Consider the following 14,679-nt stretch of genomic DNA (forward strand, 5'->3'; position numbering starts at 1 on the left):
GTATCAGATTGCCGGACGCATGCGCCGGTCCGATGGGCCTTTTTCCGCCAGCATGACGGGTTTGCGTGCAAGCAGGTAGTCAAGTTGGGAGAGTTCAAGCGTGATGCCGTCGATGGTTCTCGTCAAAACACTTTCCATGTAACTGCCTGCCGGCGAGTGATCCCGTATGGCGACCGCCCGTTCCTTGGCCTTGCGCAGGTAGGTCATCATCTCGCGGACATCTTCCGGCGTGACATCCGTGGTCGGCAACGCATCGAAACCGGACGTTTGTGAAGCCACCACAACAGCAAACTGGCCTTGGACAGGGCTGACAAATTGCATGCTTACCTCAAATGTTCTTAGTTTGTTCTTTTTAGCGTAATCTGGCCCGGCGATCAAGGCACCTTGTTGGCAAAGGGGGATAGCAGGTAAATTATTTCAGTGAAATCAGATAGTTAAGCGTTCAATAAATTGAAGTTGAAAAAATCATTGCCGATATATCTTGACCCATTTCGAATATTGGTTACATATGTAACTAATTTAGCCCTGACCCGGGAGGACGTGATGGATCAGAGAACGGATAGCACTCAGGATGTGTCCGGCAACGGCCGCAATTCTTCGCAGACCGACTACATGCCGGGCTTCGGCAACGACTTCGAAACGGAAGCGCTTCCGGGCTCCTTGCCACAGGGCATGAACAGCCCGCAGAAATGTGCTTACGGTCTTTATGGTGAGCAGCTCTCGGGCACGGCATTTACCGCGCCGAGCCATCAGAATGAACGCACATGGTGCTATCGCATCCGTCCGTCTGTGAAGCATACCAGCCGCTTCAGGAAGATAGATCTGCCCTATTGGAAGAGCGCGCCGAACATTGATGAGGATGTCATCTCGCTCGGCCAATACCGCTGGGATCCGGTGCCCCATACGGATGAAGATCTCACCTGGCTGACCGGCATGCGCACGATGACCACCGCCGGTGATGTCAACACCCAGGTCGGCATGGCGAGCCATATCTATCTCGTCACGAAATCGATGGAAGACCAGTATTTCTTTTCAGCCGACAGCGAGCTTCTGGTGGTGCCCCAGGAGGGGATCCTGAGGTTTTGTACGGAACTCGGCGTCATTGAGCTGGAGCCAAAGGAAATTGCCATCCTGCCACGAGGACTTGTCTACAGGGTCGAAGTCTTGGAAGGTCCCGCGCGCGGCTTCGTCTGCGAGAATTACGGGCAGAAGTTCGAGTTGCCGGGCAGGGGACCGATCGGTGCCAACTGCATGGCAAACCGGCGGGATTTCAAGACGCCTGTTGCCTGTTTCGAGGATCGCGAAGCGCCGTCAACCGTAACAGTGAAATGGTGCGGTCAGTTTCATGAGACAAAGATCGGACACTCTCCGCTGGATGTCGTTGCCTGGCATGGCAATTATGCCCCATGCAAATACGATCTGAGGAACTACTGCCCTATCGGAGCAATCCTGTTCGACCACCCGGACCCGTCGATCTTCACGGTTCTGACAGCACCGTCTGGCGTGCCTGGCACGGCCAATATCGATTTCGTGCTGTTCCGCGAGCGCTGGATGGTCATGGAAGATACGTTCCGTCCACCCTGGTATCACAAGAACATCATGTCGGAAATGATGGGCAATATCTACGGTCAGTACGACGCCAAACCGCAAGGCTTTGTTCCAGGCGGCACGAGTCTGCACAACATGATGATACCGCACGGACCTGACAAGAATGCCTTCGAGGGCGCGTCCAATGCGGATCTGAAAGCGGAAAAACTCGACAACACCATGTCGTTCATGTTCGAGACCCGCTTTCCGCAGCACCTTACCGAATTTGCTGCCCGGGAAGCACCGCTTCAGGACGACTATATTGACTGCTGGGAGACACTTGAGAAAAAGTTTGACGGGACCCCGGAAGGAACGTGGAACAAGGGTTGATTGGACAGATGGCGTCAACGGATCTCAAGGACCGCCTGGTCATTCTCGGGTCGAAAGGTGGCCCGGCCATACGTCCGGGTGGCCCGTCGCCGACCAGTTCGCTGATCGAGATTGGCGGCCGAAGATGCGTTGTCGATTGCGGGCTGGGTGTAACCCGAGGCCTTGTGGAGGCAGGGGTTCAGTTGAAGGACCTCGACCTTGTCTTCATCACGCACATGCATTCAGACCATGTGCTGGAACTCGGGCCGCTTCTTCACACCGCATGGACAACGGGACTTGCGCGTACGGTGAGGGTCTACGGTCCGGCAGACCTGATGGAATACTGGGACGGTTTCCTGAATTCCATGCGCTACGACATCGATCTGAGGATCGACGATGAAGGCCGGCCCGATTTGCGTGATCTGGTGGAGATCCATCTGATTCGGGAAGGCGACCTGTCGCTGGAAGACGAAAAGCTATCCGTGAGAGCGCTGAAGGTTGATCATCCGCCGGTTGCCGATTGCTTTGCACTGAGGTTCGAAACGGCTGACTGGTCTGTCGTCTTTTCAGCCGATACAACTTATTTTCCGCCGTTGGCGAAGTTTGCTCAAGGGTGTGCAGTGCTTGTTCACGAGGCGATGCTGGAACGCGGTGTTGACACGATCGTGCAAATCACGGGCAATGGTGCGCGGCTAAGGGAACACCTTCTGGCGAGCCATACAACGGCGCCCGATGTCGCGAAGATTGCCGAGGCTGCTAAGGCCGGGACGCTCGTGCTCAACCACCTGATCCCGGCGGATCTGCCCGGGTTTGAAACAGAAGAATGGCTGGATGCCACGAAAGCCTTTTCCGGTAAAACCATTGTCGGCCATGACGGGCTGACAATCACAAGGAGCTGAAATTAATGAAACTGGCAACGCTCAAGGATGGCAGCCGGGACGGCAAGCTGGTGGTGGTCAACGAACGGCTGACCTTTTGCACCGATGCAAGCCACATCGCACCGACGCTGCAGGCCGCGCTGGACGACTGGGATGTCATTTCGCCCAAGCTGAAGCTGCTGGCCGAAAGCCTGTCGCACGATGCCGTGCCGACGATCCGGTTTCACGAACATGATGCCCTGTCACCGTTGCCGCGCGCATTTCAGTGGGCGGACGGCTCGGCCTATGTCAACCACGTGGAACTGGTGCGCAAGGCAAGAGGCGCCCAGATGCCGGACAGTTTTTGGACCGATCCGCTGATGTATCAGGGCGGCTCCGACACTTTCCTCGCACCGCGCGATCCGATCAGAATGCGCGAGGAAGCCTGGGGCATCGACATGGAGGGCGAAATCGCCGTCATCACTGGCGACGTGCCAATGGGTGTCAGCTCCGAGGACGCTTTGAAATCCATTCAGCTGGTGATGCTTGTCAACGACGTGTCTCTGCGCGGTCTTATTCCTGCGGAGCTCGGCAAGGGATTCGGCTTCTTCCAGTCCAAGCCTTCTTCCGCGTTCTCACCTGTTGCTGTCACACCGGATGAGCTGGGCGATGCCTGGAAAGACGGCAAGCTGAGCCTGCCGCTTCATGTGGATCTGAACGGCGCGCCGTTCGGCCGAGCACAAGCCGGTGTCGACATGACCTTCGATTTCGGCCAGCTGATCGCCCATGCAGCCAAGTCGCGTGATCTTGGCGCAGGAGCAATCATCGGCTCAGGTACCGTTTCGAACAAGCTTGACGGAGGCCCGGGCAAACCGGTGTCAGACGGTGGCGTCGGGTATTCCTGCATTGCCGAAATCCGCATGATTGAGACGATCAATGACGGTCAGGCCAAGACTCCTTTCATGAAATTCGGTGACACGGTGCGTATCGAAATGATGGACGGGGAAGGGCATTCGATCTTCGGAGCGATCGAGCAGACGGTGGAGAAGGTCTAGGCAGACCTTGCCGGTCAAATCGAAGCTGACACGGTCCCGGACCCGATCGGGATCAAACAACAAGCAGGCGCAGTGTCTGGGGAGTACGCATGAGCAAACAATTCGCATCCGCCGGGGACATGGCGGAAAAGAAGATCTCCTTCACCGAGATCGGCAAGGACCTCTGGGCCTTCACCGCCGAGGGGGACCCGAATACCGGCGTCATCGTCGGTGATGACAGCGTCATGATCATCGAGGCGCAGGCGACACCTGAACTTGCCAACAAGGTGATCGAAAAGGTGCGCTCCGTCACGGACAAGCCAATCAGCCATCTTGTGCTGACCCATTATCACGCCGTGCGCGTTTTGGGCGCTGCCGCCTATCAGGCACCGACCGTGATCATGAGCCAGAAGGCCCGTTCCATGGTTGTGGAGCGTGGCGCTGAAGACCGGGAATCTGAATTCATGCGGTTCCCGCGTCTGTTCATGGGTTATGACAATGTCAACGACATTCCGTCCCTGACCTGGCCGACCACCACCTTCAACGACCGCATGACCGTTTATCTGGGAAAGCGCCGGGTCGATCTGCGCTTCCTTGGTCGCGCCCATACGGCGGGTGACATCGTCATCCATGTGCCGGACCAGAACGTCATGTTCACTGGCGATATCGTCGAATACCACTCCGCCTGCTATTGCGGCGACGGCCATTTCAACGACTGGCCGGCAACGCTTGAAGCAATCCGTACCTTCGATGTGGAAGCCATCGCACCGGGTCGCGGCGACGCGCTGGTTGGCAAGGAGATGGTGGGCAAGGCGCTGACCAACACGGCCGACTTCGTGTCCTCGACCTACCGGCCGGTCGCCCGGATCGCTCAGGGTGGCGGATCGCTGAAAGAGGCCTGGGACGCCTGCCGCGCCGAATGCGATCCAAAGTTCAAGGACTACGCGATCTACGAGCATTGCCTGCCGTTCAATGTTGCTCGGGCCTATGACGAGGCACTCGGCATCGACACGCCGCGTATCTGGACGGCCGAACGGGATGCGAAAATGTGGACGGATCTTCAGGGGTGAAATTTCTGGTCGCAATAGCCGTAATGCTGGTTTTGCTGACCTCTGCTGCTACGGCATGCACTCGCTCGGGTGCAGGAAGTGTAAAACGCCTCATACGTTCAGAAATCGTAGTGGCCGGGCGCTTCGCGGATTGCACAATACAGCAAATGAGGCCTCTTGAAACTCAAGGCAAACCTTTGGAGTTTGTCATCGAAGTTACCGATCAGATCCGCGGGAATGCGGCACCGTTAATGCAAGGTAGCGACCTGATAGTCCTTTTACCTGCAGGAGGTTATGAAGCGTCTTTGGCTTGCCAACACGCAACATGGAAAGGCAGAAAGTTCTTGTTTGGCCTTGCAGTATTGAATGTGAACACCGATAGCATGTGGAAGTTTCATCGCGAACCCCAGGATCTTGCAAACGGTGTGTTTCCTAGCCCTCCAATACTGGATACTGGAGACCGGCTGGTGGTATCGCAATCGGACCTTTGTGGCAGTGGAACGCTGTTTGCTGCTTCAGACGATATGATAGATCACGCAAAGCGGGTATTTGACGGCGTTGGAGATCTGGAACCAGAGCTCGAGGAACTTGTAAGTTCTCACGCTCGATTTGGCTTGTACTAAAGGTCCTCATGTCTACAGCACTTCAACATCTCCGCCTGATGGCGGGCAACAATGCCTATGCCAACGAACGGCTTTATCAGGCGTGCTGCCGAATCAGTCAGGCAGAGTTCAAGGCCGAGCGGACCGGCTTTTTCCCGTCGATCCGGGAAACGCTTAATCACAACTGGGAAGTCGATCGCTACTACCTGGATGCACTGCGCGAAGATGGGAAGGGCCTGGCTGTCTACGAGACGCCGCATCTTCAGACTGCGGAGGAGTTGAGATCGGCGCAAACCTGGCAGGATCAACAACTTGTTCTGTTCTGTGACGGCTTGAGCGAGACGGATCTGGACAGAAGCGTTGCGCAGGACCGGGGAAACAATGGTGTCATGCGAGAGACCATTGGCAACACGCTGTTGCATCTCTTCCAGCACCAGATCCATCACCGTGGACAGGTGCATGCCATGCTGGCCGGAACCGGTGTCGCACCGCCTCAGCTGGATGAGTTCTTTCTTGAGTTCGACCGCCATTCGGCGGCTGAAAAACACATGTGACGCGGGAGCTGGGAGACAAACCTGTGACCAAATTATTTGAAGTGCCGCTCTATCCCTACAAGCGCACCGCTGACCAGGATGCGCCGGCACCTGTCCGCCACCCGGTCGTCATTATCGGGGCAGGACCCGTCGGGCTTGCCATGGCAATCGATCTTGCCCAGGCGAACGTTCCAGTCGTTGTGCTCGACGACAATGACAAGGTCAGTGTCGGTTCCAGGGCGATCTGTTTTTCAAAGCGTTCCCTGGAGATATTCGACCGGCTGGGTTGCGGTGACGAAATGGTCGACAAGGGGGTCGTCTGGAACCTCGGCAAGGTCCATTTCGGTGACCGGCAGGTCTATAACTTCAACCTGCTGCCCGAGGACGGTCACAAGCGTCCGGCCTTCATCAATCTGCAGCAATACTACTGCGAGCTCTATCTGGTCGAACGCATCAGGGCGCTGCAGACGGAAGGCAAGCCGGTGGAAATCCGGGGCGGCAACCGCGTTGAAAACCTGCATTGCTATGATGACCATACGCTTGTAACGATCGAGACTCCGGAAGGAGCCTACAACCTGGAGGCCGACTGGCTTGTTGCCTGTGACGGGGCAGGGTCGCCGACGCGGCGGATGCTCGACCTCGACTTTGTCGGACGCGTTTTTGAAGACAATTTCCTGATTGCCGATGTCATCATGAAGGCCGATTTTCCGACCGAACGCTGGTTCTGGTTCGACCCGCCCTTCAACAAGGACCAGTCGGCACTGCTTCACAAGCAACCGGACGGTGTCTGGCGGATCGACCTTCAGCTCGGCTGGGACATTGACAAGGAAAAGGAAAAGAAGCCGGAAAACGTCATTCCCCGATTGAAGCAGATGCTCGGGGACGACGTTGAGTTCGACCTGGAATGGGTATCCATCTACACGTTCCAGTGCCGGCGGATGGAAGAGTTTCGCCACGGCAGGGTGATCTTTGCCGGTGACGCGGCCCATCAGGTTTCACCCTTCGGAGCCCGCGGTGCAAATTCCGGCTTCCAGGACGTCGACAATCTTGGCTGGAAGCTGAAGCTGGTTCTTGACGGCAAGGCACCTGAAACGCTGCTCGACAGTTATTCATTCGAGCGCGAGCATGGTGCCGACGAAAATATACTGCAAAGCTCCCGCTCGACGGATTTCATAACACCGAAATCGGAAATGAGCCGGATTTTCCGCGATGCTGTGCTCGATCTCTCGGAACACTACGAATTTGCCCGGCCGCTTGTGAATTCAGGGCGCCTGTCCGTCCCTTGCACGTATGACGGTTCGCCGCTGAACGGTCCGGATGTCAGTTCTCTGCCGCAAAGAACTCGCCCGGGCAGTACCGTTGTGGATGCACCACTCGGTGAAGATTGGCTGCTTGATCACCTGACAGGGGAATTCGTGCTTCTCGGGCTTGGCGTCGACATTCCGTCAGACAACGAGATCAACGGTGTTTCGCTCACCGGCATCACTATCGGCAGGGAAAACATCAGTCCGGAGCTCCGGGATCGCTATCTTGGAAACGCCGCAGCCGCAATCTACCTGATCCGCCCGGATCAGCATGTCGCGGCGCGATGGCTGGATTGCGATCAAACAGAGATCGGGGCGGCATTAGCCAAGGCAATCGGAGGGAAGGTTCAATGAGCGAAAGCGTCACCACACCAAATCTGGAAGCTCCCGACGCGTTCTACGCCGATTTGCTTTCCGCTCATGAGAAACTCGGCAAGGAAGAGAGCGATGCCTTCAACGCACGGCTCATTCTGCTGATGGCAAACCGTATCGGGGATCTGGGCGAACTGCGTCAATTGTTGGAGGCTGCGAAAGTGGACCGGGTTTCGAAGCAACAATATTGAGCGGCATATGAATCTTGAACGAGAGACATGCGCAAAAAGGGGTTGTATTGGGTTGTTATTACAATGAAACCCTAGGGTGTTCTTGAATGTGCGCGCTGAAAAATTGGCTGGAATCTCGAAAGTTGCAGCGATTTGCTGCTAAATTTCAATCAGTCGGATTTTGAGTTTTCATGTGTAAACTCAGTACCTTAAAACATGAATTTTAAGCTCATAAATATAAATCTTGTGGTGAATGTAAAACCTGAAGTTACAACTGTGTATTCAACGAAAACTGGTTTTTAATACTTTGACTCTACCTTAGCGGAATAGACGTGCAGTTGTGCGTCGCACACTCTTTGGGGGAGCTCAAATAATGACAACATTGAGAAATGCTTTAGTTTCAACGCTGGCTGCGTCACTTATGATGTCGATCAGTCCGGCGCTTGCGGAAAATGGTATCACGGATTCCAAGGTCGTATTCGGTCAGGCTGCTGCTCTTGAAGGGCCGGCTGCCGCTCTCGGCACGGGAATGAAGCTGGGAATCGAAGCAGCCTTTGCCGAAGCAAATGCTGCTGGCGGCGTCAACGGGCGCATGATCGAACTGATCAGCATGGACGATGGCTACGAGCCGGATCGTTCGATTGCAGCGGTCAACAAGCTTATCAATGACGACAAGGTCTTCGGTCTGATCGGCCCGGTCGGCACGCCGACCTCCAAGGCGACCCAACCAATTGCAACAGCTGCGAAAGTTCCGTTTGTCGGTCCGTTCACCGGAGCTGGTTTCCTGCGTGATCCGGCGCACGGCAACATTGTCAACGTCCGGGCGACCTACGCTGCAGAGACCGAAGCCTGGATCGATCACCTGAACGGCGCGCTGGGCCTCGACAAGATCGCCATTCTTTATCAGGACGACGGATTTGGCCGTGTCGGTCTTGCCGGTGTTCAGGCTGCCATGGAAAAGCGTGGCCTGGAACTCGTCGCGGAAGGTACGTATCAGCGCAACACCACCGCCGTTAAGTCTGCGCTTCTTGAAATTCGCAAGGCAAAGCCGCAGGCAGTTGTCATGGTCGGTGCCTACAAGCCGATCGCGGAATTCATCAAGCTTGCCAAGAAGGTCAAGATGGATGCGGAATTCGTCAACATTTCCTTCGTCGGCTCGAAAGCCCTTTCTGCTGAACTCGGTGATGCCGGTGAAGGTGTGATCATCTCCCAGGTTGTTCCGTTCCCGTGGGACACGACTGTTCCGCTCGTCAAGGAATATCAGGCTGCACTGAAGGCAAAAGATCCTTCTGCTGAGCCGGGCTTTGTCACGCTGGAAGGTTATGTGGTTGGTCGACTGGCTGTCATGGGTCTGGAAAAAGCCGGAAAAGACGTCACGCGTGAAAACTTCCTGAACGCTTTCTGGTCCACTGGTGACTTTGACCTGGGCGGCGTGACCCTGTCCTTCGGTCAGGACGACAACCAGGGCATGAACGACGTCTTCCTGACGACCATTCAAAAAGACGGCGGCTTCTCGCCGATCGACAAGCCTGCGAGCTAATGAGCTCCTTGTCGCTGGCCCGGAACACGGGCCAGCGAAATTCCATTCTGCCATCTGGGGTTGGATAACATGGCAGAGCATGTGTTCTTTGGGGGACTGTCGGGAACATGGTTGGGTTTAAAAAATTCTTTTCAGGGCCTTCTCGAATGAGATCATCATTCAATTTAAGGACCCGGGGAAAACTGTTCACCGCGTTTGCGGGATTGGTCTTGCTGACCGCGACAGCGATCGGCATAGGCCTTTTTTCCTTTCAGAGGGTCGAAAGCGGTTTTGCGGAACTTTCTGAAAAACGGCTGCCTTCAATTGAAAACGCAGCCCAGCTGGCGCTTTCGAGTACGGAAGTTGCGACTGCGGCCGCAGCTGTAGCCAATAGCGTGACGCTGCAGTCCCAGGAAGTTTCGTTTCAGGCTCTTCAGAAATCTGTCGCTGTCATCGAAGGCATAGAATCAACTTTTGTCGCTTCAGACTCGAACCGCGAGATTGTTGAAGCGCTCTTTTCCCAAAGCCATACATTCAAGGAACGCCTTGGCGTCCTCGATCAGGCGACGAAGGAAAAAATTGCCGCGCGAGACGCAAAAGATGCGCGCATGGCCGCTCTTTTCAAGGCTTATGACGGCGTGAACAGCGCAATAACGCCGATCGTAGACGATGCCTACTTTACCGTTGTGCTGGGTGGCGAAGACGCGGCAGCTCAGAGCAAGGAACTCGTCGACAATCTTGCCAACACCGAAATGGCGAAGCTCAGGCTGTATCTGGAGCTGCGCGCGGAAACCAACTTGCTGGTCGGGCTGGCGGAAACCGTTGCGTTTGTGGATGATCCGGCGCTGCTGACACTCTTTGAAGACAAGATCATCGCGACAGAGAAGAAGATCGCCGATTACCAGAAAGAGCTGAAGGCACAGGATCTGAGTTCCGGTGCTGAAGCCGAGTTCGGTAAGCTGAACGATCTGGTTTCTGCAACACTCGCAAAGAGTAAGGCCAGAAACATCACTGCCGGTGAGCAGAAGCAGACACTGCAGACGGCGATCGGCCTTCAAAAGGCGATTGACGACGCTCTTATCATGCAGATCGACGACCAGTTGTTCACGCTGACGATCGACACGGAAGAGGCTGTAACGGAAAATTCGGCAATCATCTCCGATCTGCTGAACAATCAAGTGGGCCAGTTGAAGAGCACCCTGGAAGCACAGGCCTTTGCCAACAAGTTTGTCGCAACCCTTGTTCAAGGTGGCTTGACGCAGGATCCGGCGCTCTTGGTGCCGCTTCAGGAGAAAATTACAGCCGACGCGAAACACATGCGTGACGGCCTTGATACCCTGGGGTCTGAGGACATCAAGGCACAACTCGAACAGCTGCTGGCGTATGGCAATCCCGACAACGGTCTTTTGCGCGATCACCTGGAAGAACTCACCAGCACCAGGAAGTCGAACGAACAGGTGACGGAGATGTTCACCGCGGTTGAGCGTATCGGTCAGTCCGTCGCTTCGCTCATCGAAATGGAACTGGCGGCGGTAGATCAGGCAACGACACAGATCAACAGGCTGTTCGACAACGGGTCCCTGGCCCTGATCGCCATCGGGATAGCGAGTCTCGTAATCGCAGGTGCAATCGGTTTCTTTGTCGTCGACCGTGGACTGGTGAAACCACTGCTGGGTCTTGTCAGTATTACCCGAGCGCTTGCCGACGGTGAGCTCGATGGACATATCGCCGGAACAAACCGCAACGATGAAATCGGTGATCTGGCGAAGGCGATGGAAGTCTTCAAGGAAAACGCGAAGGAACGCAATAACCTTGAAGCGGTGTCCCGAGACGAACAGAACGCGCAGCTGGAGCGGCAGAGCCGTATCGAAGATATGATCACGGACTTCCGCGACGAGATGGAATCCGTGCTTGGCAATGTCACCGCGAACATGGATCAAATGCAATCCACAGCACAGGTTCTGAGCCAGATCTCCACCGAGACCGCCTCTCAGGCCTCCGAAGCAGAAGCAAGTTCCACGGCCGCATCCGAAAACGTCGGATCGGTCGCCTCGGCGGCAGAACAGCTTGCCGGATCGATCGCGGAAATCGGGCAACAGGTCTCCCGTGCGACCGAGATTGTCACAAACGCTTCCGGAAGTGCCCGGATGACGACCGAGAAGGTCTCGGAGCTCGCTGAATCGGCAAACAAGATCGGCGAAGTCGTCACTTTGATCCGGGCCATTGCGGAACAGACCAATCTTCTGGCCCTGAATGCGACGATCGAGGCAGCACGGGCAGGTGAGGCCGGTAAGGGCTTTGCGGTGGTTGCTGCGGAGGTCAAGGAACTGGCGACCCAGACCTCGAAGGCGACAGAGGAAATTGCCACGCAGATCGAGGCAATCCAGTCATCAACCGGAGAGTCTGTCGTCGCGATCCAGGAGATCCGTGACACGATGGAACAGGCTGACGAGACGACGTCGGCCATTGCGGCAGCAGTTGAGGAGCAGGACGCGTCAACGGCGATGATTTCCCGAAACGTTCGCGATGCGGCAGAAGGGACCCAGGGCGTGGCTGACAACATATCCAGTGTCATGAGCGCTGTCGCCGAAGCCGCACAATCTGCGGGCCAGGTGGAAATGGCATCCAACGAGGTCGCGGATCAGGCACGCCACATCAAGGTCGTGGTCGATGACTTCCTGGCCAAGGTCGCTGCCGCGTGACCCAATAACGCGCAGCAAGAGAGCTGAAAGAAAAGCTGGGCCCTGAAAAAAATCTGGTGAGGCCTGCTTCAAACTTTATAGAGATGAATGGACCGCCGGCTTTTGCAGCCGGCGGTCTTTGCATTTTTCAAGCACCACAAGTTGACTACGTCGACGAGCAGTTGCGCTTTTCGCTAACTTCTTGTTTGGCGTGACTGATGAAGAAGTTGTTGTTTCTTTTGTTCTTTATGCCGCTGTCCGGAGTTGCCGGCGAACCCGTCAGCATTGAAACAGTGAAAGCTGGAGCGATCACTCTCGTTGAAATCATCACAAAGGCCACGACCAGTTCATGGAAATGCGCGCCAGCGAGAATCTGGAAAATGCGGACTTTGCTGCCTTCCAATCCAGCCGGTCGAACGGCAGGTTGCCATCGACTTCGCATCCCTTGTGCCAAGACATGAGCTCCGGCTTTGGGCGAAACGTGTCAGGCCGCGTCAATGTGCGTGGGCATCTGCGCCACGCGCCATCATCAGATGATGTTCCCGGTGATGGTCCTGACTTGCCATAAGTCCAAAAAAGCCCAGCCCCTTTATGCGCGCGGCCACGGCGGGATTGTTACTTGTGACGCGCAGCTCCACTGCGTTTTCCGCTTCGATTGCTGTGACGGTCCAGCGGTCGTCCTGCGCCAATTGGGCTGCATGTGCGGGCACCATGCGTCGCAGTGTGGCGACCGTGTCAGCATCCCCCGTCGCAATCGCGGTAAGGCCGTCCGGCAGTGCTGTCTCTTCCACAATCGCGTCCGAAATCAGGCGATCCATATCAACCAGATGCGCCCGCAGGCCCGCCAGATCAACTTGGCCCCAGTCGGTGTCGGGATCGGCTTCGAGCACGCGCACAACTTCAGAAAGCGCCGCGAAAGCCCCTTGTCCCGGCTCGCTCAGGATCGTGCCCCGGGGTGACTGGTCTTGAACGTGGGTCGCGTGATCCGTGCAGTCGTCATGGCCTGAGTGGGTCGTTTGGGCAACTGCAAAGGCCGCTCCACCGAGCAGCACTACGACGGCCAAAATTGTCTTCGTTTTCATTCTCTTGCCTCGCAATTGTCGAGAACACCCTATCCAACGTTGTACCCACGTCGTATGATTTCTATCATGTCAGACTGGAAGCAGTTATTTGAGGATGCGCCGACAAGAACCTTGGAGCAGGGTGCTATTCTCTTTCGTCGGGAAGATCGCGTTCGGTCGATGTATCTTGTTCGATCCGGCATGGTCGCGCTTGAGCGCCCGCTCGCGGATGGAACCGCGCTTACGCTCAGCGTTGCCACGTCTGGAATGGCTCTGGCCGAGGCGTCGTTGTCAGCAAAGACCTATCACTGCGATGCGATCGCATGCCTGAATTCCAAGATAGCGTTCATGCCTCGTGCCACCTTCCGATCTGCGCTGCGTGACCGGCCAGACGATGCTCTAGGCCTTATCGAAACTTATGCCAGGGAGATCCAGTCCCAACGGGCGCGCATCGAGATATTGCGCCTTCGCCGGGTGGCGGACAGGTTGGACGCCTGGTTGGATTTGAACGGTGAACCACCGTCTGGCGGATGGATAAGGGTTGCCGATCAGATAGGTGTATCGCCACCCGCACTCTATCGCGAGCTGGCACGTCGGCGAAGGTGAGTGTTCATCGTCCAGGCCGCTGATTGGCATGGGCAGACTTTTGCTACGGAGGGGTATTTGGGTAGACGAGGCTCATTCCGGAAATTGGTTGCACCGGGCACCGACAACAGCAATGGGAACTTTGCTGACCTTCGCCGGACAACCTCAACACTGCATCGCAGATCGAGATGAGCCGCTCCGCGGCGGGACAGAAAATCTCTTCATGGAGATCATCGCCTGGCAGTTTCCCTCCGGCTGATTGCCAGACAGGTTGAGCAACCCGCTCGCCAATCACCGGGATGTATCCGGGCTGGAAAATCGGCCATGATGCCGCTTCAAGCGCGTTTTGATTTGCCGCCATCTTTTCGGGATTGTCGTTGGTCCCTGAACGGTAGGGTCCGGAAATCAGGATCAGTATGTCTAGGCTCTTTTCAAAAGCGTGTTGATGAAAAGATGTTGAAGCAGGATGATCGTCTTGCCATCACAGATCGCACCGTTCTCGATCATCCGCATCGCCTCCGTCAGCGCAACCTGCATCACCTCAATGTCCTCGCCCTCTTCGAACGTGCCGCCGCCATCACCGGTCTGATCGGATGCGGAATAGGTGCCTTTGAAGAATGCGAGATACTCCGTCACCGAGCCCGGGCTCATGTAAACGTCAAACAAATGCGTCAGGGTGTCGACCTCAAAGCCGGTTTCTTCGATGAGTTCTTTCCGCATCCGCTCATCGGCACGCGCTCCGTCCAACAGTCCGGCGGGCGTCTCGATCATCGAATGCAGACCACCATTTAGAAATACCGGAAGTCGGAATTGACGCGTGAGCAAGACGTGATCTGTCTGAGGATTATGAAGGAGGCAGGTCGCTCCATTGCCACGATCATAAGTCTCGCGGGTCTGTCGCTGCCATTCACCATTGCGCCTGAGAAGCTCAAACTCGTGCTTTGTCAAAAGACCCCAGTCGTCTGACAGAACTTCCTTCGAAATCGGACGGTAGTATTCACGTGAATTCATAAAAT

15 protein-coding genes are annotated in these 14,679 nt (G+C 55.9%); 11 read left to right on the top strand and 4 right to left on the bottom strand.

The annotated features are described in order from the left end of the window. Positions 1-3: 3 nt before the first annotated feature. Entirely contained in the window at positions 4-321 is a 318-nt protein-coding gene (locus LA5095_RS03360; RefSeq protein ID WP_055111903.1) for a hypothetical protein, read from the bottom strand. Positions 322-543: 222 nt separating this feature from the next. Here LA5095_RS03360 and hmgA point away from each other — a divergent pair, with 222 nt between their 5' ends. The 10 genes from hmgA (at position 544) to LA5095_RS03410 (ending at position 12,038) form a co-directional block, all read left to right on the top strand. Continuing rightward, the gene (gene hmgA, locus LA5095_RS03365) at positions 544-1,917 is read left to right on the top strand and encodes a homogentisate 1,2-dioxygenase (RefSeq protein WP_055111905.1); all 1,374 of its coding nucleotides are present in this window, start codon (positions 544-546) and stop codon (positions 1,915-1,917) included. 8 nt (positions 1,918-1,925) lie between these two features. Next, positions 1,926-2,795: an MBL fold metallo-hydrolase gene (locus LA5095_RS03370; RefSeq protein WP_055112737.1), complete on the top strand. Its 870-nt coding sequence runs from the start codon at positions 1,926-1,928 to the stop codon at positions 2,793-2,795. A gap of 5 nt (positions 2,796-2,800) precedes the next feature. Continuing rightward, on the top strand, positions 2,801-3,808 hold the full coding sequence (locus LA5095_RS03375) for a fumarylacetoacetate hydrolase family protein (protein ID WP_055111907.1): 1,008 nt from the start codon (positions 2,801-2,803) through the stop codon (positions 3,806-3,808). An 89-nt stretch (positions 3,809-3,897) separates the two neighbouring features. Continuing rightward, positions 3,898-4,857, top strand: a complete 960-nt coding sequence (locus tag LA5095_RS03380) for an MBL fold metallo-hydrolase (protein WP_055111908.1) — start codon at positions 3,898-3,900, stop codon at positions 4,855-4,857. Beyond that, positions 4,854-5,459: a hypothetical protein gene (locus LA5095_RS03385; protein WP_055111910.1), complete on the top strand. Its 606-nt coding sequence runs from the start codon at positions 4,854-4,856 to the stop codon at positions 5,457-5,459. Before LA5095_RS03380 ends, LA5095_RS03385 begins: the two co-directional genes overlap by 4 nt. An 8-nt stretch (positions 5,460-5,467) precedes the next feature. Beyond that, positions 5,468-5,992 carry a DinB family protein gene (locus tag LA5095_RS03390; RefSeq protein WP_055111912.1) on the top strand — a complete coding sequence of 175 codons (525 nt, stop codon included), beginning with the start codon at positions 5,468-5,470 and terminating at the stop codon, positions 5,990-5,992. A 23-nt stretch (positions 5,993-6,015) separates the two neighbouring features. Beyond that, the gene (locus LA5095_RS03395; RefSeq protein ID WP_055112740.1) at positions 6,016-7,629 is read left to right on the top strand and encodes an FAD-dependent oxidoreductase; all 1,614 of its coding nucleotides are present in this window, start codon (positions 6,016-6,018) and stop codon (positions 7,627-7,629) included. Then, positions 7,626-7,838: a DUF2783 domain-containing protein gene (locus LA5095_RS03400; protein WP_055111914.1), complete on the top strand. Its 213-nt coding sequence runs from the start codon at positions 7,626-7,628 to the stop codon at positions 7,836-7,838. Before LA5095_RS03395 ends, LA5095_RS03400 begins: the two co-directional genes overlap by 4 nt. 352 nt (positions 7,839-8,190) lie before the next feature. After that, complete coding sequence (locus LA5095_RS03405) at positions 8,191-9,357, top strand: ABC transporter substrate-binding protein (RefSeq protein ID WP_055111917.1); 1,167 nt, start codon at positions 8,191-8,193, stop codon at positions 9,355-9,357. A gap of 209 nt (positions 9,358-9,566) precedes the next feature. Beyond that, complete coding sequence (locus LA5095_RS03410; RefSeq protein WP_158510329.1) at positions 9,567-12,038, top strand: methyl-accepting chemotaxis protein; 2,472 nt, start codon at positions 9,567-9,569, stop codon at positions 12,036-12,038. A gap of 145 nt (positions 12,039-12,183) precedes the next feature. On the opposite strand, the gene LA5095_RS03415 is transcribed toward LA5095_RS03410, so the two are convergent. Beyond that, complete coding sequence (locus LA5095_RS03415) at positions 12,184-12,471, bottom strand: hypothetical protein (protein ID WP_144436086.1); 288 nt, start codon at positions 12,469-12,471, stop codon at positions 12,184-12,186. A gap of 40 nt (positions 12,472-12,511) precedes the next feature. After that, complete coding sequence (locus LA5095_RS03420; RefSeq protein ID WP_055111923.1) at positions 12,512-13,099, bottom strand: hypothetical protein; 588 nt, start codon at positions 13,097-13,099, stop codon at positions 12,512-12,514. Between the two features lie 66 nt (positions 13,100-13,165). Here LA5095_RS03420 and LA5095_RS03425 point away from each other — a divergent pair, with 66 nt between their 5' ends. Then, positions 13,166-13,684 (top strand): Crp/Fnr family transcriptional regulator, encoded by a 519-nt coding sequence (locus tag LA5095_RS03425; protein ID WP_055111924.1) that lies wholly within the window; start codon positions 13,166-13,168, stop codon positions 13,682-13,684. Between the two features lie 399 nt (positions 13,685-14,083). Here the strand turns inward: LA5095_RS03425 and LA5095_RS03430 are convergent, their stop codons facing one another. Continuing rightward, positions 14,084-14,674 carry an NUDIX domain-containing protein gene (locus LA5095_RS03430; protein WP_055111927.1) on the bottom strand — a complete coding sequence of 197 codons (591 nt, stop codon included), beginning with the start codon at positions 14,672-14,674 and terminating at the stop codon, positions 14,084-14,086. Between the last annotated feature and the right edge of the window lie 5 nt (positions 14,675-14,679).

Origin of the sequence: Roseibium album (assembly GCF_001404515.1) — a bacterium.
In the GTDB taxonomy this organism is placed as follows: domain Bacteria; phylum Pseudomonadota; class Alphaproteobacteria; order Rhizobiales; family Stappiaceae; genus Roseibium; species Roseibium album.

Coding starts and splice junctions, on each gene's coding strand:
- LA5095_RS03360 (WP_055111903.1), bottom strand. CDS start 321: ATGCAATTTGTCAGCCCTGTCCAAGGCCAGTTTGCTGTTGTGGTGGCT.
- hmgA (WP_055111905.1), top strand. CDS start 544: ATGGATCAGAGAACGGATAGCACTCAGGATGTGTCCGGCAACGGCCGC.
- LA5095_RS03370 (WP_055112737.1), top strand. CDS start 1,926: ATGGCGTCAACGGATCTCAAGGACCGCCTGGTCATTCTCGGGTCGAAA.
- LA5095_RS03375 (WP_055111907.1), top strand. CDS start 2,801: ATGAAACTGGCAACGCTCAAGGATGGCAGCCGGGACGGCAAGCTGGTG.
- LA5095_RS03380 (WP_055111908.1), top strand. CDS start 3,898: ATGAGCAAACAATTCGCATCCGCCGGGGACATGGCGGAAAAGAAGATC.
- LA5095_RS03390 (WP_055111912.1), top strand. CDS start 5,468: ATGTCTACAGCACTTCAACATCTCCGCCTGATGGCGGGCAACAATGCC.
- LA5095_RS03400 (WP_055111914.1), top strand. CDS start 7,626: ATGAGCGAAAGCGTCACCACACCAAATCTGGAAGCTCCCGACGCGTTC.
- LA5095_RS03405 (WP_055111917.1), top strand. CDS start 8,191: ATGACAACATTGAGAAATGCTTTAGTTTCAACGCTGGCTGCGTCACTT.
- LA5095_RS03420 (WP_055111923.1), bottom strand. CDS start 13,099: ATGAAAACGAAGACAATTTTGGCCGTCGTAGTGCTGCTCGGTGGAGCG.
- LA5095_RS03425 (WP_055111924.1), top strand. CDS start 13,166: ATGTCAGACTGGAAGCAGTTATTTGAGGATGCGCCGACAAGAACCTTG.
- LA5095_RS03430 (WP_055111927.1), bottom strand. CDS start 14,674: ATGAATTCACGTGAATACTACCGTCCGATTTCGAAGGAAGTTCTGTCA.